Genomic DNA, 25,696 nt, shown 5'->3' with positions numbered 1-25,696 from the left:
TTGAGCGTTTTTCTGTACGGGAGAGGATGGCCGAGGGACAACGGACCCGCAAGTTCGCCGCCCGGCAATTCACGGGGTATTAACCATAAAAGCCAATAATAGGGTCGGGATTGGGATGGTTGGACGGGCGGATCAGAGCAGGCTATGCAAAGCGCGGCACAAACGGGAATCGCGATCACCGAAAGCCGCTTTTTCGCGCGCGTGTTCTATGTATTCTTCGGCCTTGCCGTCCTTTCGGCAGCCATCAATCTCGGCGGGCGATATTTCGGTTCGACCATCGCCAAGGGTGGCCATACCGATGACACGACGGTCCGCGAAATCGTCATAGGCAATGACGTGCTATCGATTCCATCGAATATGATTCGATTCCATACGCAGCGCCGCGACGGCGTGGCCAATCGTGTCGATCTCTACCTCAAATGGCCGGAAATGGCGGGCTACAGCGCCAAGACGCGCAATGATTTCAATCTCATCACGCCAGAGCGGCAGATTCTGTTCCTCTCAATCGAGGCCAGAACCATGTCGCGCGATATGTCGGGTCGCTATCTGCCGATCTATTCCACACTGATCGAACAGCCGGGAAAGCCCGGTCCGGCGGGATTGATGCTCTACAGCTTTCGTCAGGCGAGCGGCTATATCAATGAGGAACTGGCGGTTTCTCCAACCGGAGGTGACCGCCCCGATTTCGTCGCGCGCTGTCTTGAGGAGAGCGTTGCGAAGGAAACGATCAGCGCCTGCGAACGCGATATCCAGATTGGTGAGGGGCTACATCTTCTCTACAGATTTCCGCGCGACCTGCTGGATCAGTGGCGCGCACTTGACGAAGCCGTCAAATCCTTCGCGGCCGGTCATCTGGCAGACGCCAGATGACCGGCCTTTTCAAATTACTGGAGATCGATATCCAGAATTGCCATTGAGAAATTATAGGACAGTTCGCCGTCTTCGTCATCTTTGTAGATGAGACCAAGGAATTCGTCGTTGAGATAAAGCTCGCACGAATCATCCTTACGCGGACGAGCCTTCACTTCAAGGCCCGGATTCTTGAAAGTTCGTTTGAAATAGGCGTCGAGTTTTCTCAGTTCTTCAGGTTTCAAACGAATTCTCCTATGCAATGTTGGGACGCGGGTTGTTGCACGGTGCATCCGACTATGTAAAGCCCGCAAGAAATTTGTCACCGCTTTTGATAGCGGCGATCTTATCAGTCGAGGCTGTTTATGCGCTGGTCCATGGCGCGCGACGGCTCCGCGCAGCCGCTTTCACCCACGATGCGCGCGGGAACACCGGCAACCGTCACATTGCTCGGCACCGGCTTCACCACCACCGAACCCGATGCCACCTTCGAGCAATGCCCGACCTCGATATTGCCAAGGATCTTGGCGCCCGCGCCGATCAGCACACCATGCCTGATCTTCGGATGACGATCGCCGCCCGCCTTGCCTGTTCCGCCAAGCGTGACACCGTGCAATATCGACACATTATCCTCGATGATTGCCGTCTCGCCGATGACCAGCCCGGTCGCATGGTCTAGGAATATTCCACCGCCCAGTTGCGCGGCCGGATGAATATCCGTCTGAAACACGGAGGAGGAGCGGCTCTGCAGATAATAGGCGAAATCCTGGCGGCCTTCCTTCCAGAGCCAGTGCGCCAGACGGTGCGTCTGGATGGCGTGAAAGCCCTTCAGATAGAGGATAGGATCGAGAAACCGGCTGCATGCCGGATCACGATCATAGACCGCCTGGACATCGACGCGAAGAACCTGCGACCATTCCGGCTGTGCCCGGTGCATCTCGGCGAATGTCTGGTACAGAATGCCCGCGTCGATATCCACATGTCCCAGCCTTTCGGCGATACGGTAGCCCACTGCTGCTTCGAGGCTGTCCTGATTGAGAACCGTAGAATAGAGGAAGGCGGTCAGCAGCGGATCGCGCAACGCGGCTTCTTCGGCCTCGACACGGATGGCATCCCAGATCGGATCCACCTGATCGATGACGTTCACCATCTTGGCGGTATTCTGTGCGGGCATTTCAAAACTCCCAGCTTTCGCCGTTGTTCTTGCTCTTTTGGAGCAACATAGAGCAAATCGCATTGCTTGACACGTCAATTTGCTGAAACGCAGCCTTCAATCCGGTCAAGCTATGGTGAGGGTTCAAATGGGGTTTTCGCTCAGGAATTCCAGAACCGCCCGCTTGAACACCTTATCGCCCACTGCGAGCATGTGATCCCGGCCCGGAATATCCAACGACTGGCCATGCGGCAGCAGGGCCGCCAGATCGTGGGGATTTCCACCGATATCGTCCTTCGTTCCGACCGCGACCAGCGTTGGCTGGGTGATACGGCGGATCGCATCCGCACTCAAGGTCTCCTTCGAGGTGATCACGCAGGCGGCAAGTGCGAGGCGGTCGCTTTTCGTCTGGTCGGCGAATTTGCGGAACATCAAGCCGCGCGGATGGGTAATCGTTGCCGGATCGTCGGTAAGGAGCGCGTCATGGATCGGGTCCCAGTCGCCGGCCCCATCGACCATGCCGATGCCCAGGCCGCCGAAGACCAGGCTGCGGACGCGATGCGGATGCTCCAGCGCCATGAACGCTGCGATACGGGCGCCCATGGAGTAGCCCATGACATGGGCCTTCTCGATGCCGAGATGATCGAGAAGTGCTGCCGCATCGCCGGCCATCAGGCTTGGCGTGTAATCGGCAGAATCATGGCTCTTTGCCGATTGGCCATGACCGCGATCGTCTATGGCGATGACGCGATATCCCGCTTCCGTCAGTGTCTGGAACCAGCCGGGAGATACCCAGTTGACATAGGAGGACGAGGCAAAACCATGGATGAGCAGGACAGGATCGCCCTCGCCCTCTTCGCGATAGGCAAGACGCATGCCGTCATGCTCGAAATATTGAACTTCAGGCGTGCTCACTACTCAGGCCCCTTCTGGAAAATTGCGATTGAAGATCGTGCTATTGTGCCGTGCACTGCCCACATATCGAGGGATGGCGCACCATGTCACCCATGGCGAGGCCCAGCCGCTTTGCCGCTCCGGCGCGCAATTCGATGACGAAGCTGACCGGCACGATCGAAGATATGACCGCTTCCGAGAACGGCTCGGTATTTTCGCGTATCGTGGCGATGGCGCCGTCGCGGGTGACGAACAGCATGTCGAGCGGCAGCGGCGTATTCTTCATCCACATCATCACCATGCGCGTCTGATCGAAGACGAAAAGCATGGCGCGATTCTCGGGAAGATCGGTCCTGTTCATCAGCCCGCGCATCCGCTCCGCATCGGTATCGGCTATTTCGGCATCCAGGGAGACCTTGCCCTTCGCAGTCTCGAAAACGAGCTGATGGTCGTCCACAGGCAGCCGCATCGGCGCAGCCATCTCAGCCCGAGCAGGGAAAACGAGAAAGAGCAGCAGGAAGATGGTGAGGAAATTTGGCATCGGCAAAGACCCGGGGATGGCGCGTGCAAAACAGATCGGAAGCTTTCGCCTATCGATCCGCACGCGTCAATGCCCCTTGGATGTCAATGCTCCTGGGATATCGGGACAGCGGCAAATCTTTCGCCGCCGTGCCTTCATCAAAGTCAATGCGACGCCGGAAACTGCGTTCCGATATCGGGATGAACTTCCGCCGCCATCAGGCCTTTCTCACCATTGCCATAGCGCACGAGAACCACCTGGCCGGGCCGTAGTTCAGTCAGACCGAAACGCCGCAGCGTTTCCATGTGGATGAAGATATCTTCCGTGCCCTCACCGCGCGTCAGGAAACCGAATCCCTTGGTGCGGTTGAACCATTTGACGATGACGCGTTCGAGCCCGCTCGACGGCGTGACATTGACGTGGGTCCGCTGCGGCGGCATCTGCGCGGGATGAACGGCAGTGGAGCTATCCATGGAGACGACGCGGAAGCATTGCAGCCCGCGCTCGCCGTGCTTGACCTCGCAGACGACCCGTGCACCTTCGAGTGCGGTCTGGAAACCATCCCTGCGCAGGGATGTGACATGCAGCAGAATATCTGAAAGTCCGGGCTGATCAGGCACGATGAAGCCATACCCCTTGGCGACATCAAACCATTTGATCGAACCGGATACCTCTATAAGCTCGACAATCTCCTCAGAAGAGGCGCTGCCAAGGAACTGGTCCTTCGACACAGATTTGTCTGCCATAGCGCCAGTCCCCTCCTTTCACCCTCGGTCAAATCTAAACTGATTCTCAACTTGAGAATAACACTGCCATAGCGCAAAGGGGCAAGTCCCTACTTCCGTTTATTGGCCAGTTACCACAGACTTTATTTTTCGCGAGCAACTTTCAAAGGCTAAAGAATGGGGATAGGCCATTGACAGGCTTGCCGATTTCAATAACCCCACCATATCAAAAAATGCCGCAGCCGAGTTGCCTCGGCGCGTTCAAATTTCAACCGCAAACGTTTGCCAACAGAAACAGGAACCGACATGCGCTATCTGCACACCATGGTCCGAGTCCGCGACATAGATGAAGCGCTGGATTTCTACGTCAACAAGTTTGGCCTGGAGGAAATCCGCCGCATAGAAAACGAGAAGGGCCGCTTCACGCTGATCTTCCTGGCGGCTCCGGAGGACAAGGGTCGCGCCGTTTCCGAACGCGCGCCGGAGCTTGAACTGACTTATAATTGGGAACCGGAGGAATATACAGGCGGCCGCAATTTTGGCCACCTCGCCTATCTCGTGGACGATATCTATGCGACCTGCCAAAAGCTGCAGGACAAGGGCGTGACGATCAACCGCCCGCCGCGCGACGGCCACATGGCCTTCGTCCGCTCGCCCGACGGCATTTCCATCGAGCTCATCCAGAAGGGCGGAAGCCTCGAACCCCAGGAGCCCTGGGTATCGATGCCGAATACCGGAAGCTGGTAAAGATTATGGCAGTAGGGGAGTAAGGGAATAGGGGAATAGGGCAGTTGGAGAAATTGGGTCGCGGAAGCGGCCGCGAAGCGATAAGCTTCCACTGCTATTGCCTTACTCCCCTATTCCCCTACCCCAGAGGAGCCCAATCCATGAAAGACGTGTTGAGCGAACTGGAGCGCCGCCGTGAAATCGCAAGGCAGGGTGGCGGACAGATCCGCATAGATGCGCAGCACGGCAAGGGGAAGCTGACGGCGCGCGAGCGCATCGACGTCTTTCTCGACGAAGGCTCGTTCGAGGAGTTCGACATGTTCGTCGAGCATCGCTCGACCGATTTCGGCATGGAGAAAACCAAGTTCGCCGGTGACGGCGTCGTCACCGGCTGGGGCACGGTCAACGGACGCACCGTCTTCGTCTTCGCCAAGGATTTCACCGTTTTCGGCGGTTCGCTTTCCGAAGCGCACGCCGAAAAGGTACAGAAGATACAGGACATGGCGCTGCGCAACCGGGCGCCGGTGATCGGGTTTTACGATGCGGGCGGTGCGCGCATCCAGGAAGGTGTGGCGGCGCTCGGCGGCTATGCGGAGATATTCCAGCGCAATGTGCTCGCTTCCGGCGTCATTCCGCAGATTTCGGTGATCATGGGGCCGTGCGCCGGCGGCGATGTCTATTCGCCGGCCATGACCGATTTCATCTTCATGGTGCGCGACACCTCCTACATGTTCGTGACCGGCCCCGAGGTGGTCAAGACCGTCACCAATGAGAGTGTCACGGCGGAGCAGCTCGGCGGCGCAGTGGTCCACACGACCAAATCCTCCATCGCCGATGGCGCTTATGACAATGATGTCGAGGCGCTCCTGCAGATGCGCCGGCTGATCGATTTCCTGCCGGCCTCGAACACGTCGGAAATCCCGGAAGTCGCCTTTTATCAATCCACGGAGGAGCAGGATCTTTCGCTCGACCGGCTGGTGCCGGATAATGCCAACAAGCCATACGACATCAAGGAATTGATCCGGAAGACGGTCGATGAAGGCGACTTTTTCGAAATCCAGGAAAGTTTCGCGAAGAATATCGTCTGCGGCTTCGGCCGCATCGAAGGGCGAACCGTCGGCATCGTTGCCAACCAGCCGATGGTGCTGGCAGGCGTTCTCGATAGCGATGCCTCGCGCAAGGCCGGCCGGTTCGTGCGCTTCTGCGACTGCTTCAACATTCCGATCGTGACATTCGTCGACGTGCCGGGCTTCCTGCCGGGAACCGCACAGGAATATGGCGGCCTCATCAAGCATGGCGCCAAGCTGCTTTTCGCTTATGCCGAGGCGACGGTGCCGAAAATCACCATCATCACGCGCAAGGCTTATGGTGGCGCCTATGATGTGATGGCCTCCAAACATCTGCGCGGCGACATCAACTATGCCTGGCCCTCGGCGCAGATCGCCGTGATGGGCGCCAAGGGTGCCGTCGAGATCATCTATCGCAAGGATATCGGCGATGCGGAAAAGATCACCGCCCATACCGAGCGCTATGAAGACCGGTTCCTGTCGCCCTTCGTTGCCGCCGAGCGCGGCTATGTCGACGAGGTGATCATGCCACACTCGACACGCAGACGCGTCGCGCGGGCGCTGAGGATGCTGCGGAACAAGGATCTGGAGAACCCCTGGAAGAAGCACGACAATATTCCGCTCTGACCCTCCTCAGTCGTGCTTGGCTGCAACGGCCTTTCCGCCGCGATCGCTCCTGCCTACCCTGCCCCGCGCTGGCTCCGCAAATATGAAGAAGCCGTTCATAAAAAATGTGACCGGCCGGAATGTTGTTTATGCTGGACTTGTCGGTAGCTTGGAGTACCCTTCTTTATGGGCGAGACGAAGGGGGCTGTGCACCACGTATCCTGAAACAGGAGGTGACTATGCAGCACAAGACGCTTGAGCAAATGCAAGTCATTGCCAAAGCCAATCCCGACATTGCCCGTCCGGTCATGACCAGGACCGAACGTCTCGAACGTTGGGCCGAGCTCCTTGAAAAAGAGCCGGGCAGGCTTCTGGCAACGCTTCCCGGTACAGAATATCAACCGGTCGAGACACGGGAGACGATGCGTAGCGCCGGCTCTCCGATCTCGGTTGCATTTGAAGACGCCGTTTTCCGTGCCGAAGGCATGAAAGACGACAGCTATGGCGAAGCAAAGCGTTTCTTTGAAATAACGGACCGGCAAATGCACGAAATCGTTTGTTATTGCCATTATGGCGCAACGGTTTCGGCAGCGACCGCCGCCCGTCACGTCAGAGGCGCGATCGACGGACCCGGCATGCTCGCCAGGTTGCGGGGTTCATTCGTCTGATAGACGGTGCTCACAGACAGGACGATACATGATTTTAGCGGCTCGCCGATGGCGAGCCGCAACGTTTGATGTGAGGCATATCACGAAGCTTCTCAGAATGATCGTGGCGGAACAAACAGGCAGATGGTCCGCGAATTCGATTTCCCTGAAACCGAACACCAGTGGAACAGCCCGTCAGGCGACTGGCGGATGCGGACGTCGCGGTAGCCGACCACCTCTCCCGTCCCGGTAATGACATATCCCTCGGGGCGCTCGGCAACCGATCTGGCGCTGACCGGACGGCAATCCAGATCGTGACAGCATTGATAGGGATAGGACCAGCCGGTAGGCGCGTCATGCGCCTCGGCTTGAAATTGCATTGCCGGGAGAAGCAACAGAGCCGTCAATGCCGGAAGTGAAACAAGCGCCCGCAGGAAGCCCATGCCATTCAATTGTTCGTTATCGGCTCCATCGGGTATTCGTTTTCGCCGCAATGACAGCTGCCGTAATCGAAATATAACGCGTTTCGCCTGCAAGGGCGGTATTTCAAATGAGAACCGAAGAGCTGTCTTGTCTGTGTTGAGCATGCCAATACCTCATCACGGATAGGGTTGTTGTCATCCCACCCGCCCGGAAATGATCGCAATAACTTCAACTGACTCTTTAGCCTCACCCGATCGGCTCGATGGAGCATTCGGAACAACGGGCACTACATGAAACTACCCTGAGTCGAGGGTAATTTCCAGAAAGGCCGGGAAAGCGGCCTTTTCGCACTGTGGTCCAGCCACCGCATCGACCCAAAACCGGAATCGGTTTCGGGAAGCACGATGCGCCGTTTCAGCCGGTCGGCTTGATGCCGATCCTCTGCTGGATCGTATCGATGTCCTCCTTGACGAAGAACGTCAGATCGGGAGTCGTGGTCACGATATGTGCGCCGGTGCCATAAGCATTATACGATACGACATGATCAAAATTGATCGTGATGCGCTCGCCATTGACGTCAGTCAGTTCGATCCACACGTCTTTTCCCTTTCTGCTTGCCTGATCAAAATGAGAATAGGTCAAAGATGATGAGAGACAATCCTCCTTGATGCAAATGGCCTTAATGGAACCTTTCGTTCAACGACGCTTCCATCCTGACCTTCCCGACTTCCCGGCCAAGGCTGTCGGACCATTCCAGTCCCCGCCATACGACATAAAAGCCGCATCGCTCGTAGAGGCGGATGGCGGGAAGATTGCGGGCGTGGGTATCGATGTGCGCGCTTGCATAGCCCAGGAGCACGATCTCGGCCAAAAGCGCATCCATCAGTGCAAGACCGATGCCTTGTCGCTGCCAAGCGGGATCGATCCACAGATCGGAAATGTAATCGGTACCCGTATCGCGAGCGCCCCAGCCGCAGATGATGCCGGCGGATTCGGCCAGCAATATCCGGGAAGGGAACTCATCGGCAAAAACATGGAACACGTTCTCCACGCGTTTACGCACTCCTGGCTGCTCCGGTTCGAAACCAAAGATCGTGGAGGCCCAGGCGCGGTATCCGACGGATGCGATCGCCGCGCTATAACCCGCTTCGGCCCGCCGGATCTGCATTTTTGTATCTTCTTTCATGCGCATGATCTTACCTGGAAGCCTGCAACTTTTTGCTGTCGCTGACCTTTGGTTCGGGATCATGCTCTCATTTTATAGCCGCATGATCTTATCCGAAAAGTCTGCAACTTTTCGGGATCATGCTCTACCACCAGCTTGGCGGCGTGAAACGGCCCGCGGCCTGTTCGATGATATGTGCCGTCTGGAAAAGCGTCTCTTCGCCAAACGGCCGTCCGATCAGTTGCAGACCGAGCGGCAGCCCCTGCCCGCTGAGCCCGGCAGGAACCGCGATGCCGGGCAGGCCGGCCATGTTCACCGTGACCGTGAAGATATCGTTCAGATACATCTTCACAGGATCGGCCGCGAGGTCTTCATCGGCAACGCCGAAGGCAGCCGACGGTGTAGCAGGCGTCAGGATCGCATCGACGCCCGCATGGAAGACATCTTCGAAATCCTTCTTGATGAGTGTGCGAACCTTCTGCGCCCTGAGATAATAGGCATCGTAATAACCGGCGGAGAGAACATAGGTGCCGATCATGATGCGACGCTTGACCTCGCGGCCGAAACCTTCGGCACGGGTCTTTTCGTACATCTCGGCGATGTCCTTGCCCGGCACGCGCAGGCCGTAGCGCACGCCGTCGTAGCGCGCCAGATTGGACGACGCTTCGGCGGGCGCGACGATATAATAGGCGGGCAGCGCGTATTTGGTGTGCGGCAGCGAGATATCGACGATTTCGGCGCCGGCGTCCTTCAGCCAGGCGATACCCTGCTGCCAGAGCCTTTCGATCTCTTCCGGCATTCCATCGACGCGGTATTCCTTGGGAATACCGATCTTCATGCCCTTGATTGATTTACCAATGGCAGCTTCGTAATCCGGCACGGCCAAGTCGACGCAGGTCGTATCCTTCAGATCGACCGACGCCATAGATTTCAGAAGGATGGCGCTGTCGCGCACGTCGCGCGCGATCGGCCCTGCCTGATCGAGCGAGGAGGCGAAGGCGACGACACCCCAGCGCGAGACGCGGCCATAGGTCGGCTTGATGCCGACCGTACCGGTGAATGCCGCAGGCTGGCGGATCGAACCGCCGGTATCGGTCGCCGTCGCGCCGGCGCAAAGCCGGGCGGCAACGGCTGCGGCAGAACCGCCCGACGAACCGCCGGGCACCAAATCGGCATTCGAGCCCTTGGCGCGCCACGGGTTCTTGACCGGGCCGTAAAAAGACGTCTCATTGGATGACCCCATGGCGAACTCGTCCATGTTGAGCTTGCCGAGCATCACTGCGCCTTCCGCCCATAGATTGGCCGTTACGGTCGATTCATAGCGCGGCTTGAAATTATCGAGGATGTGCGAACAGGCCTGCGTATGCACGCCTTCGGTGGCGAAGAGGTCCTTGATGCCCAGCGGAATACCCTCGAGCGCCCCCGCCTCGCCCTTCGCCAGCCGTGCGTCGGAAGCCCTGGCCATTTCCCGCGCCTTCTCATGCGTCACCGCGACATAGGCGTTCAGCGCACCGTTCGCCGCCTCGATGGCTTTCAGATAGGCATCAGTCAGCTCCGAAGCGGTGAAAACCTTGCTTTTAAGCTGGTCGCGCGCCTCGGAGATCGTGAGTGCGGTCAGATCGGTCATCATCAAATCCTGTCAGTGCGCCAAGGGAGAAAGGCGCTTTTCGAAAAAAGCACCGTGTTCGGAGTCGGGATAATCCAGCACGACCCTGCAGCGGGTGAAGCCGGCGCGCTCGTAAAGGCGCCACGCGGACGCGAAGCCGGAGCCGGTACCCGTTTCGAGAACCAGGCGTGAAAGCCTCTTGCGCTGAGCAAGCCGCGTGATCGCTTCGAGAAGCGCCGTTCCGACCCGCAGGCCGCGCACTTCCGGCAGCGTGTACATGCGCTTGACCTCGCCAACCTCCCGCGAATGGACCTTCAGCGCGCCGCAGCCGACCGCGCGTCCGTTTTCGTCACGCGCGATAAACACGGTTGTTTCAGGACCGGCCATCTCCTCGACGGTCATCTTGAATTGGAACTCGATCGGAGACAGCGGCAGAAGATGGGCGTTGAGCTTGTCTACCAGCCCGCGCACATCGTCCTGGAGCGGCGTTTCCACAGACACTGCAACAGCCATGGCCGCTTACTCCACGACCTTCGGAACCACGAAGAAATTCTCCTCGGTGAGCGGGGCGTTGGCAACGATGTCCGCCGCCTTGCTGCCGTCCGACACCACATCCTCACGCAGGCGCATGGCGATCGGGGTCACGGAGGTCATCGGCTCGACGCCGCTCACATCCACCTCATTGAGCTGCTCAACGAAGCCCAGAATAGCATTGAGTTCGCCGGTCATGCGTTCCGCGTCTTCCTCGCTGACGGCGATGCGGGCGAGATGCGCCACACGCTTCACGGTTGAAAGATCAACTGACATCTTGGTTCTCCGAAATCCGACCGGCGCAAGGCGCACCGCCAGACTGCTGGTTTGTTTGGGCTTTAGCTCGTGGGGCTATACCGGGCAGGCATTAGAAATGCAATTAATTGCATGTTTACCCGGTGCGGTTTTCTCCTCAGAATGTATTCAGACCGAAACTGTTCCTCCGGCCTTCGGCACCTCGATCTTGGTACTGCTCGTGCCCTCCATCGCGGCGACGAATTTATCCGCCGTCTGGTCGATAATCGGGAAGGAACCATAGTGGCAGGGGATAACGGTGGAGAATTTCAGATAACGCTGGCAGGCTAGCGCCGCCACCGCGCCTCCCATGGTGAAACGGTCACCGATGGGGACGATGCCGATCTCCGGACGGTGCAGCTCGTCGATCAGCGCCATGTCCGAAAAAATGTCCGTGTCGCCCATGTGATAAAGCGTCGGCTCATCCTCGAAATGGAATACGAGGCCATTGGCGCTTCCGAGCGAATGCGAAACGCCGTCTTCAGTAAGAATGGCGGAGGAATGCAGCGCATTGACGAAAGTGACGGAAAACGCATTGTGGAACAATGTGCCGCCGGTATTGCCCGGATCGACCTTTTCGACGCCCTGATGGGCCAGCCAGGTGGCGAGATCGGCATTGGCTATCACGGTGGCGCCCGTCTCCTTGGCGATTTTTACCGTGTCGCCGACATGGTCGCCATGGCCATGGGTCAGTGCGATATGGGTCACCCCCTCGATGGCTGTCTTGAGATCGATATCCTTTGCGCCCGGATTGCCGGTCAGAAAGGGGTCGATCAGGATCGCCGCATCCGATGTGTCGATGCGGAAGGCCGAATGGCCGAGCCAGGTAATCTTCATGAAATTCGCTCCTTGAGGTATCGCCATATCGTGTGCAGACAGTTATGACGCGCGAAAGGCTCAATTCAAGAGCGCATGATCGCAAAACAGGAAGTGCAGGCATTGACGGTTCTGGCTATCGATTCTGTCGAGAACGTTCTGGCGCCCGGCCAGACCATTGCCGGGCTGGATCTCGGTACGAAGACGATCGGCCTTGCCGTTTCCGATCGCGGCCTTTCCTTCGCCAATCCCCGCCCGGTGATAAGGCGGACCAAATTCACCATCGATGCGCAGACGCTTCTGGCCGCGCTGACGGCGGAAAACACCGGCGCGGTCGTCATCGGCCTGCCCGTCAACATGGATGGCAGCGAGGGACCACGCGTGCAGGCGACGCGTGCTTTCGTCCGCAACATGGAAAAACTGACCGATCTGCCATTCGTCTACTGGGATGAGCGCCTTTCGACCGTCGCGGCAGAGCGGGTGCTGATCGGCATGGATGTCTCGCGGCAGAAGCGGGCGGAACGGATCGATTCCGCTGCAGCCGCCTTCATCCTGCAAGGCGCGCTCGACAGGCTGAACAGTCTTCGGCAACAGGAAGATCAGGAATAGCGCTCCCGCCACGCCTGAAACCGGGCAAGGATTTCGCGCCGCCGGCGAAAGGCGATGATGGCGAACAGGATCAGTGTATCGATCACACATGCCCGCGCAGCCAGTGGCGGGATTGTCTGAGGATCGATGCCCAGCACATCGCCATAGACCGCAAAGACCAGATCGTTCATCTGGCGGCTGAAAAAAGCCGTGCCGAAACTGATATCGTTGAGTGACAGGAAATACCATCCCCAGAAGAGACCGAGCGGGCCTGCCCAGAAGATCAGGAGATAGCGCATGGCGTTCGTCTCCTCTTCGGCAAGGCGTTCGGGTCGGGAATCATGGGGGCGGATCCTTTCAAAGGCACCTTGATCGGTCGATGCCGGAACGGCAATCGAAACCATTTGTTAGGGTTAACCGCCCGCAGTGATATGCGACTATCCGGCCATTTTAAGGTGCAGGATAGAGCGAGTTGATGATGGCTTTGGCGTTGTGGCGGGCGTCGATCATGCCGTAGGTGGTGCGCCACTGCCCGGCGAGACGGGTTTCGATGAACGCATCGGCAATATCGTCCGCGCCAAGCTGGCGGAGTTCGGCGCCGGCGGCGGCAAGCGCAAGCTGTTCCGTCAGGATACGGGCGGCGCCCTCGTCGGACTCGGCCACGTTCATGGCGGCGCGCAGCACATCCACCGTCCCCTGTCCGCCTCGACCCAATTGATTGGAAATCCAGGCGAGCACCTCGTCGAAAAGCTTCGGCGCGCGCACTAGGACGCGCCGCACATCGAGCGCCATGACATTGCCGGAGCCTTCCCATATGGCATTGACGGGGGCTTCCCTGTAATAGCGCGCGAGATTGCCTTCCTCGATATAGCCGTTGCCGCCCAGGCACTCCATCGCCTCATAGAGAAGCGAGGGCGCAATCTTTGCCACCCAATATTTGACGACAGGCGTCATCACACGGGCGAAAGCCGCCTCGCCGCGGTCGCTTGCCGCCATGTCGAAAGCCCGCGCCAGGCGCAGCGAAAGGGCCGTCGCGCCCGCGACATCGAGCGCCATGTCGGCCAGGACGCGCTGCATCAGCGGCTGGTCGAGAAGAGGTGCGCCAAAGACCTGGCGATGGCGCGCATGATGCACGGCTTCCGCCAGCCCGGCCCGCATCAGGCCGGCTGAAGCGATCGCGCAATCGAGCCTCGTCAGCGTCACCATGTCGATGATCGTCTTGACGCCCTCTCCCGGCTGGCCGACCATCTGTCCGAGCGCATCCTCGAACTCCACCTCCGATGAAGCGTTGGAGCGGTTGCCGAGCTTATCCTTCAGGCGCTGGAAGCGGAAGCCATTGGCGGTGCCATCCGGCAGGATGCGCGGAACGAGAAAGCAGGAAGACCCCTCGGCTGCCTGCGCCAGCACCAGGAACGCATCCGACATCGGCGCGGAAAGGAACCATTTATGACCGGTGATGCGGTAAAAGCCGTTTCCGGCCCGTTCGGCGCGTGTCGTGTTGGCACGTACATCCGTGCCGCCCTGCTTCTCGGTCATGCCCATGCCGAGGGTCAGACCAGCCTTTTTGGCGGGTGGCTTTTGGCTCGGATCATATTTGCGCGTGAGAACGAGCGGCGCCCATTCCCGATAGAGATTGGGGCTTGCCATGAGGGCCGCGAGCGATGCGTTGGTCATGGTGATGGGGCAGAGATGGCCGCACTCGAGCTGCGCCGCCAGGAAAAACCGCGCGGCGCGCGTCTGATGGCGGCGTCCGGCTTCCGTCTGCCCATCCTCCCATACCGAGGAATGGAGGCCCTGACCGATCGAACGCCGCATCAAGGCATGATAGGCGGGATGGTACTCGACCTGATCGAGACGCCTGCCTTGCCGGTCGTGCGTCCGCAATTTCGGCAACTCCGTATTGGCCAGACGCGCCAAGTCCTGCGCCTCGGCCGACGTGACGAAGCGGCCCGCCTGCTCCAGATCGCTGTGCAGCGCCTTTGGAAACCGGGCGGCGATCTGCATCAGCAGCGGATCACAGAGATAAGCATTGATGCCGGTCATCGGCGGCGTCTGATTGGTGACCTCATGCGTTTTCAATGACAGTTTCCATTTGATTTGCTGCCCTGTTCGATAGCAGGACGATTCTGCATGAATGTAAGTCCTCCTAACCGGATTTGCTAAATTTTTCGCCTTCCTGCAGCCCGTTCTTGCAACGTGCCTCGCAAACTCCACCGATTTCTTCACCAAAGCCGGATCTTGCCGGCATACGCCGCTTGCGAGGCCTGCGCATCGGGCCTATAGGGGGTTCTTGATATGACATCAAACCCCGCCTCCCCCATCTTCCCTCACCGCCATCTGCTTGGCATCAAGGGCCTTTCGCCCCAGGATATCGTCTGCCTTCTCGATCTCGCAGATCAGGAAGTGGCGATTTCGCGCCAGTCCGAGAAGAAAAAGACCAGCTTACGCGGGCGAACCCAGATCAACCTTTTCTTCGAATCATCGACGCGCACGCAATCCTCCTTCGAACTGGCCGGCAAGCGGCTCGGCGCGGATGTGATGAACATGTCGGTCGGCAATTCATCGGTGAAGAAGGGCGAGACGCTCATCGACACGGCGATGACGCTCAATGCCATGCGCCCCGACATCCTCGTCATCCGCCATGCTTCGGCGGGTGCGGCGGCACTTCTGGCGCAGAAGGTCGGCTGCTCGGTGGTCAATGCGGGCGACGGCGCACATGAGCACCCGACCCAGGCGCTGCTCGACGCGCTGACGATCCGCCGCGCCAAGGGCAAGGTCGAACGGCTGATCGTGGCGATCTGCGGCGATGTGCTCCACTCGCGCGTGGCGCGCTCCAACATCTTGGCTCTCAATGCGCTCGGCGCACGCGTCAGGGTGGTCGCGCCCTCGACATTGCTTCCCCAGGGGATCGCCCAGATGGGGGTCGAGGTCTTCAATACCATGGAAGAAGGGCTGAAGGACGCCGATGTCGTGATGATGCTGCGCCTGCAACGCGAACGCATGGCCGGGTCCTTCGTGCCTTCGGTGCGCGAATATTTCCGCTATTACGGCCTTGACCGCGAGAAACTGAAGATAGCCAAGCCCGATGCACTGGTCATGCATCCCGGCCCGATGAACCGCGGCGTCGAGATCGCCTCCGATGTCGCCGACGGTCCGCAAAGCGTCATCCAGCAGCAGGTCGAGATGGGCGTGGCGGTCCGCATGGCTATCATGGAGGCGCTGCTCGATCCGCGCCGCAATGAGGATCAGTCCGGTCCCACAGCGGGAGGATGGGCATGAGCGCGATCATTTTCGAGAACGCCCGCATCGTCGATCCGTCACGCGGCCTCGACGAGATCGGAACCGTCATCGTCAAGGGCGGCAATATCCTCGCCGCCGGCGCGAATGCGCGCAACCAGGGTGTGCCGGAGGGCGCGCAGCGGTATGACCTGAGCGGCAAGACGATCATTCCGGGACTGGTCGATTCCCGCGTCTTCATCGGGGAACCCGGCGCGGAGCATCGCGAAACCATCGCCTCGGCAAGCCAGGCGGCGGCGGCGGGCGGCGTCACCTCCATTGTCATGATGCCCGATACCGATCCTGTCATCGACGATGTGGCGCTTGTCGAATTCGTCAAGCGCACGGCCCGCGACACCGCGATCGTCAATGTCCATCCGGCGGCTGCGATCACCAAGGGATTGCGCGGTGAAGAGATGACCGAGGTCGGTCTCCTGCGCGAAGCGGGTGCCGTCGCCATCACCGAAGGCCGCAAGACGATCGCCAACACGCTTTTGATGCGCCGGGCGCTGACTTACGCGCACGATTTCGGCGTGGTCGTCGCCCATGAGACCCACGATCCCTATCTCGCCGCGAACGGGGTGATGAACGAGGGACTTTTCGCAAGCTGGCTCGGTCTGCCGGGCATTCCGCGCGAGGCGGAGATCATTCCGCTCGAACGCGATCTGCGGCTGGCGGCGCTGACGCGCAGCAAATACCATGCCGCGCAGATCTCCACGGCGATGTCGGCCGATGCGATCCTGCGCGCCAAGGATCAGGGGGTGCCGGTAACGGCAGGAATTTCAATCAATCATCTTTCGCTCAATGAAAACGACATCGGCGAATTCCGCACCTTCTTCCGGCTATCGCCGCCATTGCGGACGGAAGAGGACCGGCTGGCGATGGTCGAGGCAGTACGAACAGGCGTGATCGATCTCGTCGTCTCCGCACATGACCCGCAGGATGTCGACACCAAGCGGCTGCCCTTCGCCGATGCCGAAGCCGGCGCAATCGGTCTTGAAACATTGCTGGCAGCGGCGCTGCGCCTTTATCACAATGAAAGCCTGCCGCTCGTTCGCATCATCGAGGTGCTGTCGACCAAGCCTGCGAAGATTTTCGGCCTCGATGCGGGAACGCTGAAGCCGGGAGCGCCCGCCGATCTGGCGATCGTCGATCTCGACGAGCCCTGGATCGTGAAGGAGGAGGATTTGCATTCGCGCTCCAAGAACAGCTGTTTCGAGGGCGCACGCTTCCAAGGCCGCGTAACGCAGACTATGGTGGCGGGAAAGACCGTCTTCAACATCTGAGCCGGTAGAGCGCCGGGCGTCCAATTGGACGCGCAAAGGACGCTCTAACACTTTTAAATGCTGCATAATTTTATCCTCAAATCGATTCCGATTTAAGGAATTATGCAGTAGCATTAGAGCCGAGGGGGAGAGGCATAGTGATCGATCCGACCATCCTGCAGGCGGGGCTGCCCGCTCTGCTTGCCGCACTCATATTCGGCTATCTCCTGGGATCGATACCTTTCGGTCTCGTCCTGACCCGCCTTGCCGGCCTTGGCGACGTCCGCGCCATCGGCTCGGGCAATATAGGCGCCACCAATGTGCTGCGCACGGGCAATAAGAAGCTCGCGGCGGCGACGCTGCTTCTCGACATGCTGAAAGGCGCCGCCACCGTTCTCATTGCCGGGCGCTGGGGACCGGAATTCGCGCTTGCCGCCGGCTTCGGCGCATTTCTCGGCCATCTCTACCCCATCTGGATCGGCTTCAAGGGCGGCAAGGGCGTGGCCACCTATCTCGGCGTTCTCATCGGCCTTGCCTGGAAAGGTGCGCTGGTCTTCGCGCTGGTCTGGCTGGCCGTGGCTTTCGCGACACGCTATTCCTCGCTTTCAGCGCTCGTCGCGGCCATAGCCGTGCCGGTCGCGCTCTATCTTTTCGGTCTTCATGATACTGCGCTTCTGTTCGTCGTCATGACCGTCATCGTCTTCATCAAGCACCGAGCCAATATCTCCCGTCTCCTGAGCGGCACCGAAGGAAAGATCGGGGCCAAGGGATGACCGGTTCCGCGGATTCGCCAAAGGGAATTCGCCTGTCCGATCGCCAGAGGCTGAATTGGCTGCGCCTGATACGCAGCGAAAATGTCGGCCCCGTCACCTTTCGCGATCTGATCTCGCATTTCGGCTCCGCCGGCGATGCGCTGCAAATGTTGCCCGAACTGATGCGTCGCGGCGGTGGAAACCGACCGATCCGCGTGGCCTCGATCGAAGATGCCGAACGCGAAATGGAGCTTATCGATAAAATCGGCGGGCGCTTCATCGGAATGGGTGAACCGGGCTATCCGCCCTATCTGCGCCATCATGAAACCTCTCCGCCGCTTGTCGCGATCAAGGGCGATGCCAATCTCTTCAATATCCCGCCTGTCGCCATCGTCGGCGCGCGTAATTCCTCGCTTGCCGGCAGCCGTTTCACCCACAGGCTGGTCAGGGAGCTTGGCGCTGCCGGCTATGCGATCGTATCCGGGCTGGCGCGCGGGATCGATGCCGCGGCCCACGAGGCAAGCCTCGATACCGGCACCATCGCCGTTCTCGCAGGCGGGTTGGACAAGCCCTATCCGCCTGAGAACATGCATCTCTACAATGCCATTCCGGAAAAGAACGGCGTGCTGATCAGCGAAATGCCGATGGGCTGGGAGCCTCGCGCCCGCGATTTCCCTCGCCGCAACCGCATCATCGCCGGTATCTCGCTTGGGCTTGTCGTCATCGAAGCGGCCGACCGATCCGGTTCGCTGATCAGCGCCCGGCTGGCGGGTGAAATGGGGCGGCTTTTGTTCGCCGTCCCGGGTTCGCCGCTCGATCCTCGTTCGGCCGGAACGAACAGGCTTCTCAAGAATGGCGCAATCCTGGTCACCGAAGCCAACGACATCGTAGAAGCACTCACCCCCCTGATCGGCCCCATGATAGGCGGAGCATCTGTCGGCGAATTACCGCTGAACATGCCGGATGGGCCAGATGGACGAGACAATATGCTCGATGAGGCGACAGTTTCTCCGATGACGCTTTTGAGCGACCCGGAGCGGGATCGCATCATCGACGCGTTGAGTCCCGTGCCGACCGAGCCGGATGCTCTCATCCGTCATACAGGCCTACACCCGTCACAGGTTTTCCTGGTTCTGCTCGAACTCGATCTTGCCGGCCGCATAGCGCGTCATTCAGGCGGCGCCGTCTCGCTTCTGCCTGTCTGAGTTTGCTTCGCGTTCGCTCCGGATCGCGTCCTCGCTTTCGATGTAGGCCATTTCGATGAAATATCCGAGCATCGGATAGTCTATGGAATGGGCCATCCAGCGCAGTTCTCCAAGCATTTGCTGGACATATGAAAGGACTTCAATGCGTTTTACATCTGTCTCGTTCATTGCAGACCTGAAAAGAGTTGCTATTGCAATATGATGATTTTCAACATGCCAATATTGATTTCAAAATCCAGCCATTCACCGGCTGATGATGTATCAGTAATACTACTTTCACTTTCATTTCAATAAAAAGCAACTAAAAGTTGTATTTCACGAAAAATATCGCGTTGCCCTTGACCAAACGAGATGGGCTGTTCATTTGGGAAACAAATTTACCCCCATCGAATGTGCTTTTGTGTAGCGACAGGGGCCCGAAAACTAGGGTCAAAGTATGAAACTCGTCGTTGTCGAATCGCCTGCCAAGGCAAAAACAATCAATAAATATCTTGGTTCGGACTATAAGGTCCTGGCCTCGTTCGGTCATGTCCGCGATCTTCCTGCCAAGGACGGTTCGGTTCGTCCGGATGAAGATTTCGCCATGTCATGGGAAGTCGATACGCCGTCCTCCAAGCGCCTCAGCGAGATCGCCAAGGCGGTGAAGGAAAGCGACGGCCTCATTCTCGCAACCGATCCCGATCGCGAAGGCGAAGCGATTTCATGGCACGTTCTTGAAGTGCTGCGCCAGAAGAAGGTGATCGGCTCGAAATCGGTCCAACGCGTCGCTTTCAACGCCATCACGAAAAAGGCCGTGCTGGATGCCATGGCCCAGCCGCGTGAAATCGATGCGCCGCTTGTCGATGCATATCTGGCGCGCCGCGCTCTCGACTACCTCGTCGGCTTCACGCTGTCGCCCGTGCTCTGGCGTAAGCTGCCTGGCGCACGCTCTGCGGGCCGTGTCCAATCGGTTGCGCTGCGCCTCGTCTGCGACCGCGAGGCGGAGATCGAACGCTTCGTCCGTGAGGAATATTGGAATATCGCAGCGCTTCTGAAGACGCCGCGCGACGATGGCTTCGAAGCACGACTGACCGTTTTCGACGGCAAGAAGCTCGGCAAGCTCGATATCAGGAATGCCGAACAGGCCGGCACCATCCGCACCATGCTGGAGGGGGCGGCGTTCAAGGCGGCATCGGTCGAGGCCAAGCCGACAAAGCGCAATCCCGGCCCTCCCTTCACGACATCGACCCTGCAGCAGGCGGCGTCAGCCAAGCTCGGTTTTTCCGCGTCGCGCACCATGCAGATCGCCCAGCGTCTCTACGAAGGCATCGATATCGGCGGCGAAACAGCCGGCCTCATCACCTATATGCGAACCGACGGCGTGCAGATGGATCCTGACGCCATACAAGCCGCGCGTAGCGCCATCGGCAGCGGTTTCGGCGCCAATTATGTGCCGGAGAAGCCGCGCTTCTATGCGTCAAAGGCGAAAAATGCCCAGGAAGCGCACGAGGCGATTCGCCCGACGGATTTCGACCGTCATCCGAAGGAAATGCGCCGTTATCTCGAGGACGACCAGGCAAAACTCTACGATCTGATCTGGAAACGCGCGATCGCCAGCCAGATGCAGTCTGCCGATATCGAGCGCACGACCGTGGAGATCGAAGCAACGAACGGGGCGCAGACGGCACAGCTCCGCGCCACCGGCTCCGTCACCCGATTCGACGGCTTCATCGCCGCCTATACCGAGCATCGGGAGGACGAGGATGACGACGAGGACGGCGCGCGCCTGCCGGAAGTCCGTGCCGGAGAAGCGCTTGCGCGCGAAAAGATCAACGCCACCCAACATTCAACGGAGCCGCCGCCGCGCTATTCCGAAGCAACCCTCATCAAGAAGATGGAAGAACTCGGCATCGGCCGGCCCTCCACCTATACCGCGACGCTCAGCACATTGCGCGACCGCGAATATGTGGCCATCGACAAGCGCAAGCTCATTCCAGAAGCCAAGGGACGCCTAGTCATCGCATTTCTGGAAAGCTTCTTCGACCGTTACGTGGAATATGATTTCACGGCGGATCTCGAGGAAAAGCTCGACCTGATCTCGGACGGCAAGCTCTTGTGGAAAGACGTTCTGCGCGATTTCTGGAACGATTTTTCCGCTGCCGTCGGCAACATCAAGGAATTGCGCGTCACCAACGTCCTCGACGCGCTGAATGAGGAATTAAGCCCGCTCGCCTTCCCGCCGCGCGAGGATGGCAGCGACCCGCGCAGCTGCCCCACCTGCGGCACCGGCACGCTATCCCTGAAGCTCGGGAAATTCGGGGCTTTTGTCGGCTGCTCGAACTATCCGGAGTGCAAATTCACGCGCCAGCTCGGCGGCGATGCCAATGGCAGCGGCAAAGGATCGGCGGCCGACGAGCCGAAAATGCTTGGCAAGGATCCCTATACGGACGAGGAGATCACCGCGCGCAATGGCCGCTTCGGCCCCTATATCCAGCGGGGCGAAGGCAAGGAGGCGAAGCGCGCCAGCCTGCCCAAGGGATGGTCGATCGAGACGATCGATCATGAAAAGGCGCTGGCGCTCTTGTCCTTGCCGCGCGACATCGGAAAACATCCGGAAACCGGCAAGATGATTTCCGCTGGTATCGGACGCTATGGTCCCTATGTGACGCATGACGGTACATTCGCCAATGTGGAGAATGCCGAGGAGGTATTCTCGATCGGCATCAACCGCGCCGTGACCGTTCTTGCCGACAAGCAGGCGAAGGGCGGGCGCACGCGCTCCACGCCCGCGGCGCTGGCGACATTGGGCGACCATCCCGATGGCGGCCCGATCACGGTACGCGACGGCCGCTACGGTCCCTATGTCAATTGGGGCAAGATCAACGCCACGCTGCCGAAGGGCAAGGAGCCTGCCAGCGTGACGCTTGAGGACGCGCTGGCGCTGATAGCGGAAAAGGGCGGCGCTTCGGCCAAGAAGCCGGCCCGCGCCAAGACTGCCAAAACAGCAACCAAGACCACCAAGGCACCGGCGAAGAAAGCCCCGACCAAGACGGCGAAGAAGACCGCAAAAACAGAATAAGGAATTAAGGGATTGGCGCGCCAGATTTCGAAACCACCCAAGCCTGGCCGGACAAGCCAAGATCGCCAAACGCATCTGCCGACGCGTGACGATATCCTGACCTTCATCAATGAGAACCCCGATCGCGCCGGCAAGCGCGACATAGCCAAGGCTTTCAACCTGAAGGGTGATAACAGGATTTTCCTGAAAGACATGCTGCGCGATCTTGCCGATGAAGGGCTGATCGAAAAACGCGCCAAGCGACTGGCGAGGAAGGGGGCGCTGCCGCACGTCGCCGTCCTAGACATTACGGGTCGCGAGGCGGGTGGCGGATTGATCGCCAGGCCAGCCGAATGGGAAGCGACGGGCGAAAAAGCGCCTGAGGTTCTCATCCGTCCCTCGCGCGGCGCCACGGGCCCAGCGCCAGGTATTGGCGACCGGGTTCTGGCCAAGATCTTTCCATCGCCAGAGAAGACCGGGCCGGCCTATACCGCACGCATCATGAAGCGCCTGGAGCATCGGAGCGATGCGGTGCTCGGCGTGCTGCGCCGCACCAGCGACGGCGAGTGGCGCATAGAGCCGGTCGAACGCCGTCAGGCGGAGCTGGTCGTCGACAGCGGTCAGCTGAACGAGGCTAAACCCGGCGATCTGGTCGAGGTCGAGATCACCCGCGCCGGGCGCCACGGTCTTGCCCATGCCAGCGTGCGGCAGATCGTTGGCTCGATCGACAGTGAAAAGGCGCTGTCGATGATCGCCATCCATGCGCATGAGATCCCGCATATATTTCCGGAGGAGGTGCTGCGGGAGGCGGAAGAGGCCAAGCCCGCCACCATGGCGCATCGCGAGGACTGGCGCAGCCTGCCGCTCGTCACCATCGATCCGGCCGATGCCAAGGATTATGACGATGCGGTTTTTGCCGAACCGGACAGCGATCCCTCCAATCCCGGCGGTCATATCGTCACGGTGGCCATTGCCGATGTCGCGGCCTATGTGCTGCCCGGCTCCGCGCTTGACCGCGAGGCCCTGAAGCGGGGCAATTCCGTCTATTTCCCCGACCGTGTCGTGCCGATGCTCCCCGAACGGATCTCCAACGATCTCTGCTCCCTGAAAGAGCTCGTCGATCGCCCCGCCCTCGCCGTCCGGATGATCTTCACCGCCGAAGGGCGCAAGCGCTCGCACAGCTTCCACCGGGTGATGATGCGCTCTGCCGCGCGTCTTGCCTATCCACAGGCACAGGCGGCGATAGACGGTGCGCCCGACGACAAGACCGGCCCGATCCTCGATGCGGTACTGAAGCCGCTGTGGGACGCCTATGCGACGCTCAGGCGCGGTCGCAACGAGCGCGAACCCCTGGAACTCGACCTGCCGGAAAAGAAGATCCTGCTCACGCCTGAGGGCAAGGTGGACAAGGTCGTCATTCCGCCGCGCCTGGATGCGCACAAGCTCATCGAGGAGTTCATGATCCAGGCGAATGTCGCAGCGGCGGAAACGCTGGAGCGCAAGCGCCAGTCGCTGATCTTCCGCACCCATGATGCGCCGTCGATGGCCAAGCAGGAATCATTGCGCGAATTCCTGCGCACGCTGGATATCAGCCTGGCCAAGGGGGCTCAACTCAAACCCGGCCAGTTCAACCAGATCCTGAAGCGCGTCGAAGGCAGCGACCATCAGGATCTGGTCAACCAGGTGGTGCTGCGCTCGCAGAGCCAGGCCGCATACAGCCCTGACAATATCGGCCATTTCGGCCTCAATCTGAGCCGCTATGCGCATTTCACCTCGCCGATCCGCCGTTATGCGGATCTGATCGTGCATCGCGCGCTGATCGGCGCTCTCGGCTTTGGTCCAGGCGGGATCACGCCTGACGAGGAGGCGCGGCTCGAAGAGATCGCAGCACTCATTTCGGCCACGGAACGGCGGGCGATGGTGGCGGAACGCGACACCGTCGATCGCCTGATCGCCCATCATCTGGCGACGCAGATCGACAGCGAATTCCAGGGCAGGATTTCCGGTGTCACGAAATCCGGGCTCTTCGTCGCGCTTGCGACATATGGCGCAGACGGCTTCATTCCCATTTCAACGCTGGGGAACGAGTATTATCTATACGACGAAGCGAACCATGCACTTGCCGGTGAACGCAGCGGAAAAGGCTATCGCCTCGGCGATATCGTCGATGTCAAATTGATCGAAGCGCTTCCGATAGCCGGATCGCTTCGCTTCGAGATGGTTTCCGAACCGCGTCCGATGCCCGCATCGATGCGTTCGCACCATAAATCAAGCCGCGCGATGCGTGGCGGGCGGGGAAAGCCATCGGGCATTCCCCGCGCTAAGCGGAGAGGACGTTCATGAACCAGTCAATCGAAAATCCGCAGATATTTGGCGCAGCCCCGGCGGTTGCGCGTCCCGTCCGCCCGCTTTTGCAGGCCATGTGGCGCGGGTTTTGCGGCCGCTGTCCGCATTGCGGCGAAGGCAAGCTGTTCCGGGCCTTCGTCAAACCCGTCGATGCCTGCGCGGTATGCGGCGAGGAGTTCCATCACCAGCGCGCGGATGACCTGCCGGCCTATCTGACGATCTTCGTCGTCGGTCATATCGTCGTCGGCGCGTTCATGGGCGTCGAAACCGCCGTCGATATACCACTGTGGGCGCATATGGCGATCTGGGGGCCGGTTACCGTCATCCTGTCGCTTTTGTTCCTGCAGCCGCTCAAGGGCGCCACCATCGGGCTGCAATGGGCATATTACATGCATGGGTTCGGCGGCGAAGAAGACCACGTGTAGTAACATAGTCCGAAAGCCGGAATGCCGCCCGAAAGCCCCCCGCAGCAGATGCAGGAAATGCAGGTGAAGCCGAATTCCGACCGGTTTCCCTTGCGCCCACGCGATGCGGCGTCGCTGATCCTGATCGATCGCGAGGACAAGGATTTTCGCGTTCTGATGGGACGCAGGAATATGGGCCACGTCTTCATGCCGGGGAAATTCGTCTTTCCGGGCGGACGGGCCGATCCAGCCGATGGCGGCATCGCCGCAGCCGCCGAGCTCGTCAGCCAGGACGAGCAAAAACTCCTCGCCGGCATGGGTGCCCGCGCCACGCGGCGGCGTGCAAGGGCGCTTGCCCTTTGCGCGATCCGCGAGACTTATGAAGAGGCCGGGCTTTTCCTCGGTAAGTCGACAGCGAGCGGTCAGAAGCCAAGTTCTGCCCACCCAGACTGGGAGGCATTTGCGGCCCGCAGCCTGACGCCCGATCTCTCGGTTCTCCGCTATGTCGCACGCGCCATCACACCACCGGGAAATGTGAGGCGTTTCGACACCCGCTTCTTCATCGCTTTCCGCGACGCCATCGCCGCTCAACTGCCCGAGGGCACCGGCCCTTCCGGCGAACTGGAAGAATTGCGCTGGCTTTCCTTCACTGACGCCTGTTCTCTCGACGTGCCTTCGATTACGCTGACTATCCTCAAGGAAATCGAAGCGCAATTGCAGGACGGCCCTGCTCTGCCCCCTGGCCTTCCGGTCGTTCAATATGCAATGCGGTATGGCCGCTATGTCCGTGAGATCATCTGA

At 59.7% G+C, this 25,696-nt stretch carries 28 protein-coding genes; 13 read left to right on the top strand and 15 right to left on the bottom strand.

Annotation, left to right across the window (positions count from 1 at the left end; all coding sequences use genetic code 11):
* Positions 1-144 precede the first annotated feature (144 nt).
* Positions 145-870 (top strand): hypothetical protein, encoded by a 726-nt coding sequence (locus tag C5748_RS19115; RefSeq protein WP_105743518.1) that lies wholly within the window; start codon positions 145-147, stop codon positions 868-870.
* Between the two features lie 14 nt (positions 871-884).
* Here the strand turns inward: C5748_RS19115 and C5748_RS19110 are convergent, their stop codons facing one another.
* The 5 genes from C5748_RS19110 to C5748_RS19090 all read right to left on the bottom strand — a co-directional run bounded on the left by C5748_RS19110 (position 885) and on the right by C5748_RS19090 (position 4,162).
* Complete coding sequence (locus C5748_RS19110) at positions 885-1,094, bottom strand: DUF3126 family protein (RefSeq protein WP_105743517.1); 210 nt, start codon at positions 1,092-1,094, stop codon at positions 885-887.
* Between the two features lie 104 nt (positions 1,095-1,198).
* Positions 1,199-2,023, bottom strand: coding sequence for a serine O-acetyltransferase (gene cysE, locus C5748_RS19105; RefSeq protein ID WP_105743516.1), 825 nt, complete (start codon positions 2,021-2,023; stop codon positions 1,199-1,201).
* A gap of 123 nt (positions 2,024-2,146) precedes the next feature.
* Complete coding sequence (locus C5748_RS19100) at positions 2,147-2,878, bottom strand: alpha/beta fold hydrolase (RefSeq protein WP_425350279.1); 732 nt, start codon at positions 2,876-2,878, stop codon at positions 2,147-2,149.
* Positions 2,879-2,957: 79 nt separating this feature from the next.
* Entirely contained in the window at positions 2,958-3,437 is a 480-nt protein-coding gene (locus C5748_RS19095) for a DUF192 domain-containing protein (protein WP_105743548.1), read from the bottom strand.
* A 143-nt stretch (positions 3,438-3,580) separates the two neighbouring features.
* Positions 3,581-4,162, bottom strand: coding sequence for a cold-shock protein (locus C5748_RS19090; protein ID WP_105743514.1), 582 nt, complete (start codon positions 4,160-4,162; stop codon positions 3,581-3,583).
* Between the two features lie 285 nt (positions 4,163-4,447).
* Between C5748_RS19090 and C5748_RS19085 the strand changes: the two genes are divergently transcribed.
* The 3 genes from C5748_RS19085 to C5748_RS19075 all read left to right on the top strand — a co-directional run bounded on the left by C5748_RS19085 (position 4,448) and on the right by C5748_RS19075 (position 7,208).
* A complete protein-coding gene (locus C5748_RS19085) occupies positions 4,448-4,888 on the top strand; it encodes a VOC family protein (protein ID WP_105743513.1) in 441 nt (146 codons plus the stop codon).
* A 140-nt stretch (positions 4,889-5,028) separates the two neighbouring features.
* A complete protein-coding gene (locus C5748_RS19080; RefSeq protein WP_105743512.1) occupies positions 5,029-6,561 on the top strand; it encodes an acyl-CoA carboxylase subunit beta in 1,533 nt (510 codons plus the stop codon).
* Between the two features lie 218 nt (positions 6,562-6,779).
* Entirely contained in the window at positions 6,780-7,208 is a 429-nt protein-coding gene (locus C5748_RS19075) for a hypothetical protein (protein WP_105743511.1), read from the top strand.
* Between the two features lie 92 nt (positions 7,209-7,300).
* Here C5748_RS19075 and C5748_RS19070 read toward each other — a convergent pair whose 3' ends face one another.
* From C5748_RS19070 to C5748_RS19040, 7 genes are all read right to left on the bottom strand, one after another.
* The gene (locus C5748_RS19070; protein ID WP_105743510.1) at positions 7,301-7,630 is read right to left on the bottom strand and encodes a hypothetical protein; all 330 of its coding nucleotides are present in this window, start codon (positions 7,628-7,630) and stop codon (positions 7,301-7,303) included.
* 394 nt (positions 7,631-8,024) lie between these two features.
* Positions 8,025-8,207 carry a hypothetical protein gene (locus C5748_RS19065; protein ID WP_105743509.1) on the bottom strand — a complete coding sequence of 61 codons (183 nt, stop codon included), beginning with the start codon at positions 8,205-8,207 and terminating at the stop codon, positions 8,025-8,027.
* An 82-nt stretch (positions 8,208-8,289) separates the two neighbouring features.
* Positions 8,290-8,796 (bottom strand): GNAT family N-acetyltransferase, encoded by a 507-nt coding sequence (locus tag C5748_RS19060; RefSeq protein ID WP_158259896.1) that lies wholly within the window; start codon positions 8,794-8,796, stop codon positions 8,290-8,292.
* 124 nt (positions 8,797-8,920) lie between these two features.
* Positions 8,921-10,402 (bottom strand): Asp-tRNA(Asn)/Glu-tRNA(Gln) amidotransferase subunit GatA, encoded by a 1,482-nt coding sequence (gene gatA, locus C5748_RS19055; protein WP_105743547.1) that lies wholly within the window; start codon positions 10,400-10,402, stop codon positions 8,921-8,923.
* 12 nt (positions 10,403-10,414) lie between these two features.
* Positions 10,415-10,894 carry a GNAT family N-acetyltransferase gene (locus C5748_RS19050; RefSeq protein ID WP_105743507.1) on the bottom strand — a complete coding sequence of 160 codons (480 nt, stop codon included), beginning with the start codon at positions 10,892-10,894 and terminating at the stop codon, positions 10,415-10,417.
* Between the two features lie 6 nt (positions 10,895-10,900).
* Positions 10,901-11,188: an Asp-tRNA(Asn)/Glu-tRNA(Gln) amidotransferase subunit GatC gene (gatC, locus tag C5748_RS19045; protein WP_105743506.1), complete on the bottom strand. Its 288-nt coding sequence runs from the start codon at positions 11,186-11,188 to the stop codon at positions 10,901-10,903.
* 147 nt (positions 11,189-11,335) lie between these two features.
* Positions 11,336-12,043: a metal-dependent hydrolase gene (locus C5748_RS19040; protein WP_105743505.1), complete on the bottom strand. Its 708-nt coding sequence runs from the start codon at positions 12,041-12,043 to the stop codon at positions 11,336-11,338.
* Between the two features lie 102 nt (positions 12,044-12,145).
* On the opposite strand from C5748_RS19040, the gene ruvX reads away from it, so the two are divergent.
* Positions 12,146-12,631, top strand: coding sequence for a Holliday junction resolvase RuvX (gene ruvX / locus C5748_RS19035; RefSeq protein ID WP_105743546.1), 486 nt, complete (start codon positions 12,146-12,148; stop codon positions 12,629-12,631).
* Here the strand turns inward: ruvX and C5748_RS19030 are convergent.
* A complete protein-coding gene (locus C5748_RS19030; RefSeq protein ID WP_342588373.1) occupies positions 12,622-13,014 on the bottom strand; it encodes a DUF6105 family protein in 393 nt (130 codons plus the stop codon). The genes ruvX and C5748_RS19030 overlap by 10 nt on opposite strands.
* Before the next feature lie 46 nt (positions 13,015-13,060).
* Positions 13,061-14,689, bottom strand: a complete 1,629-nt coding sequence (locus tag C5748_RS19025; protein WP_199194836.1) for an acyl-CoA dehydrogenase family protein — start codon at positions 14,687-14,689, stop codon at positions 13,061-13,063.
* Positions 14,690-14,905: 216 nt separating this feature from the next.
* Between C5748_RS19025 and C5748_RS19020 the strand changes: the two genes are divergently transcribed.
* The 4 genes from C5748_RS19020 (at position 14,906) to dprA (ending at position 19,108) form a co-directional block, all read left to right on the top strand.
* Complete coding sequence (locus C5748_RS19020) at positions 14,906-15,889, top strand: aspartate carbamoyltransferase catalytic subunit (protein ID WP_105743504.1); 984 nt, start codon at positions 14,906-14,908, stop codon at positions 15,887-15,889.
* Positions 15,886-17,172: a dihydroorotase gene (locus C5748_RS19015; RefSeq protein WP_105743503.1), complete on the top strand. Its 1,287-nt coding sequence runs from the start codon at positions 15,886-15,888 to the stop codon at positions 17,170-17,172. Before C5748_RS19020 ends, C5748_RS19015 begins: the two co-directional genes overlap by 4 nt.
* A gap of 152 nt (positions 17,173-17,324) precedes the next feature.
* Entirely contained in the window at positions 17,325-17,924 is a 600-nt protein-coding gene (gene plsY / locus C5748_RS19010; protein ID WP_105743543.1) for a glycerol-3-phosphate 1-O-acyltransferase PlsY, read from the top strand.
* The gene (gene dprA, locus C5748_RS19005) at positions 17,921-19,108 is read left to right on the top strand and encodes a DNA-processing protein DprA (protein ID WP_105743502.1); all 1,188 of its coding nucleotides are present in this window, start codon (positions 17,921-17,923) and stop codon (positions 19,106-19,108) included. The genes plsY and dprA overlap by 4 nt, the downstream gene beginning before the upstream one ends.
* Here the strand turns inward: dprA and C5748_RS19000 are convergent.
* Positions 19,076-19,276 (bottom strand): hypothetical protein, encoded by a 201-nt coding sequence (locus C5748_RS19000; RefSeq protein ID WP_105743501.1) that lies wholly within the window; start codon positions 19,274-19,276, stop codon positions 19,076-19,078. The two genes, dprA and C5748_RS19000, sit on opposite strands and share 33 nt — an antisense overlap.
* Positions 19,277-19,544: 268 nt before the next feature.
* On the opposite strand from C5748_RS19000, the gene topA reads away from it, so the two are divergent.
* The 4 genes from topA to C5748_RS18980 are packed head-to-tail and all read left to right on the top strand — an operon-like array spanning position 19,545 to position 25,696.
* Positions 19,545-22,166 (top strand): type I DNA topoisomerase, encoded by a 2,622-nt coding sequence (gene topA / locus C5748_RS18995; RefSeq protein WP_105743500.1) that lies wholly within the window; start codon positions 19,545-19,547, stop codon positions 22,164-22,166.
* 12 nt (positions 22,167-22,178) lie between these two features.
* The gene (gene rnr / locus C5748_RS18990; protein WP_425350276.1) at positions 22,179-24,488 is read left to right on the top strand and encodes a ribonuclease R; all 2,310 of its coding nucleotides are present in this window, start codon (positions 22,179-22,181) and stop codon (positions 24,486-24,488) included.
* Positions 24,485-24,916: a DUF983 domain-containing protein gene (locus tag C5748_RS18985; protein WP_105743499.1), complete on the top strand. Its 432-nt coding sequence runs from the start codon at positions 24,485-24,487 to the stop codon at positions 24,914-24,916. The genes rnr and C5748_RS18985 overlap by 4 nt, the downstream gene beginning before the upstream one ends.
* A 48-nt stretch (positions 24,917-24,964) precedes the next feature.
* A complete protein-coding gene (locus tag C5748_RS18980; protein WP_105743541.1) occupies positions 24,965-25,696 on the top strand; it encodes an NUDIX hydrolase in 732 nt (243 codons plus the stop codon).

It is taken from the genome of Phyllobacterium phragmitis, assembly GCF_002980495.1.
Classification (GTDB): domain Bacteria; phylum Pseudomonadota; class Alphaproteobacteria; order Rhizobiales; family Rhizobiaceae; genus Paramesorhizobium; species Paramesorhizobium phragmitis.
This window is presented reverse-complemented; position numbering and strand designations above follow the sequence as displayed.

Coding starts and splice junctions, on each gene's coding strand:
- C5748_RS19090 (WP_105743514.1), bottom strand. CDS start 4,162: ATGGCAGACAAATCTGTGTCGAAGGACCAGTTCCTTGGCAGCGCCTCT.
- C5748_RS19070 (WP_105743510.1), bottom strand. CDS start 7,630: ATGGGCTTCCTGCGGGCGCTTGTTTCACTTCCGGCATTGACGGCTCTG.
- C5748_RS19080 (WP_105743512.1), top strand. CDS start 5,029: ATGAAAGACGTGTTGAGCGAACTGGAGCGCCGCCGTGAAATCGCAAGG.
- cysE (WP_105743516.1), bottom strand. CDS start 2,023: ATGCCCGCACAGAATACCGCCAAGATGGTGAACGTCATCGATCAGGTG.
- C5748_RS19050 (WP_105743507.1), bottom strand. CDS start 10,894: ATGGCTGTTGCAGTGTCTGTGGAAACGCCGCTCCAGGACGATGTGCGC.
- C5748_RS19030 (WP_342588373.1), bottom strand. CDS start 13,014: ATGGTTTCGATTGCCGTTCCGGCATCGACCGATCAAGGTGCCTTTGAA.
- C5748_RS19060 (WP_158259896.1), bottom strand. CDS start 8,796: ATGAAAGAAGATACAAAAATGCAGATCCGGCGGGCCGAAGCGGGTTAT.
- C5748_RS19020 (WP_105743504.1), top strand. CDS start 14,906: ATGACATCAAACCCCGCCTCCCCCATCTTCCCTCACCGCCATCTGCTT.
- topA (WP_105743500.1), top strand. CDS start 19,545: ATGAAACTCGTCGTTGTCGAATCGCCTGCCAAGGCAAAAACAATCAAT.
- C5748_RS19015 (WP_105743503.1), top strand. CDS start 15,886: ATGAGCGCGATCATTTTCGAGAACGCCCGCATCGTCGATCCGTCACGC.
- dprA (WP_105743502.1), top strand. CDS start 17,921: ATGACCGGTTCCGCGGATTCGCCAAAGGGAATTCGCCTGTCCGATCGC.
- C5748_RS19095 (WP_105743548.1), bottom strand. CDS start 3,437: ATGCCAAATTTCCTCACCATCTTCCTGCTGCTCTTTCTCGTTTTCCCT.
- gatC (WP_105743506.1), bottom strand. CDS start 11,188: ATGTCAGTTGATCTTTCAACCGTGAAGCGTGTGGCGCATCTCGCCCGC.
- C5748_RS19115 (WP_105743518.1), top strand. CDS start 145: ATGCAAAGCGCGGCACAAACGGGAATCGCGATCACCGAAAGCCGCTTT.
- gatA (WP_105743547.1), bottom strand. CDS start 10,402: ATGACCGATCTGACCGCACTCACGATCTCCGAGGCGCGCGACCAGCTT.
- C5748_RS19085 (WP_105743513.1), top strand. CDS start 4,448: ATGCGCTATCTGCACACCATGGTCCGAGTCCGCGACATAGATGAAGCG.
- C5748_RS19040 (WP_105743505.1), bottom strand. CDS start 12,043: ATGAAGATTACCTGGCTCGGCCATTCGGCCTTCCGCATCGACACATCG.
- C5748_RS18985 (WP_105743499.1), top strand. CDS start 24,485: ATGAACCAGTCAATCGAAAATCCGCAGATATTTGGCGCAGCCCCGGCG.
- C5748_RS19075 (WP_105743511.1), top strand. CDS start 6,780: ATGCAGCACAAGACGCTTGAGCAAATGCAAGTCATTGCCAAAGCCAAT.
- C5748_RS19100 (WP_425350279.1), bottom strand. CDS start 2,878: ATGCGTCTTGCCTATCGCGAAGAGGGCGAGGGCGATCCTGTCCTGCTC.
- C5748_RS19000 (WP_105743501.1), bottom strand. CDS start 19,276: ATGAACGAGACAGATGTAAAACGCATTGAAGTCCTTTCATATGTCCAG.
- C5748_RS18980 (WP_105743541.1), top strand. CDS start 24,965: ATGCAGGAAATGCAGGTGAAGCCGAATTCCGACCGGTTTCCCTTGCGC.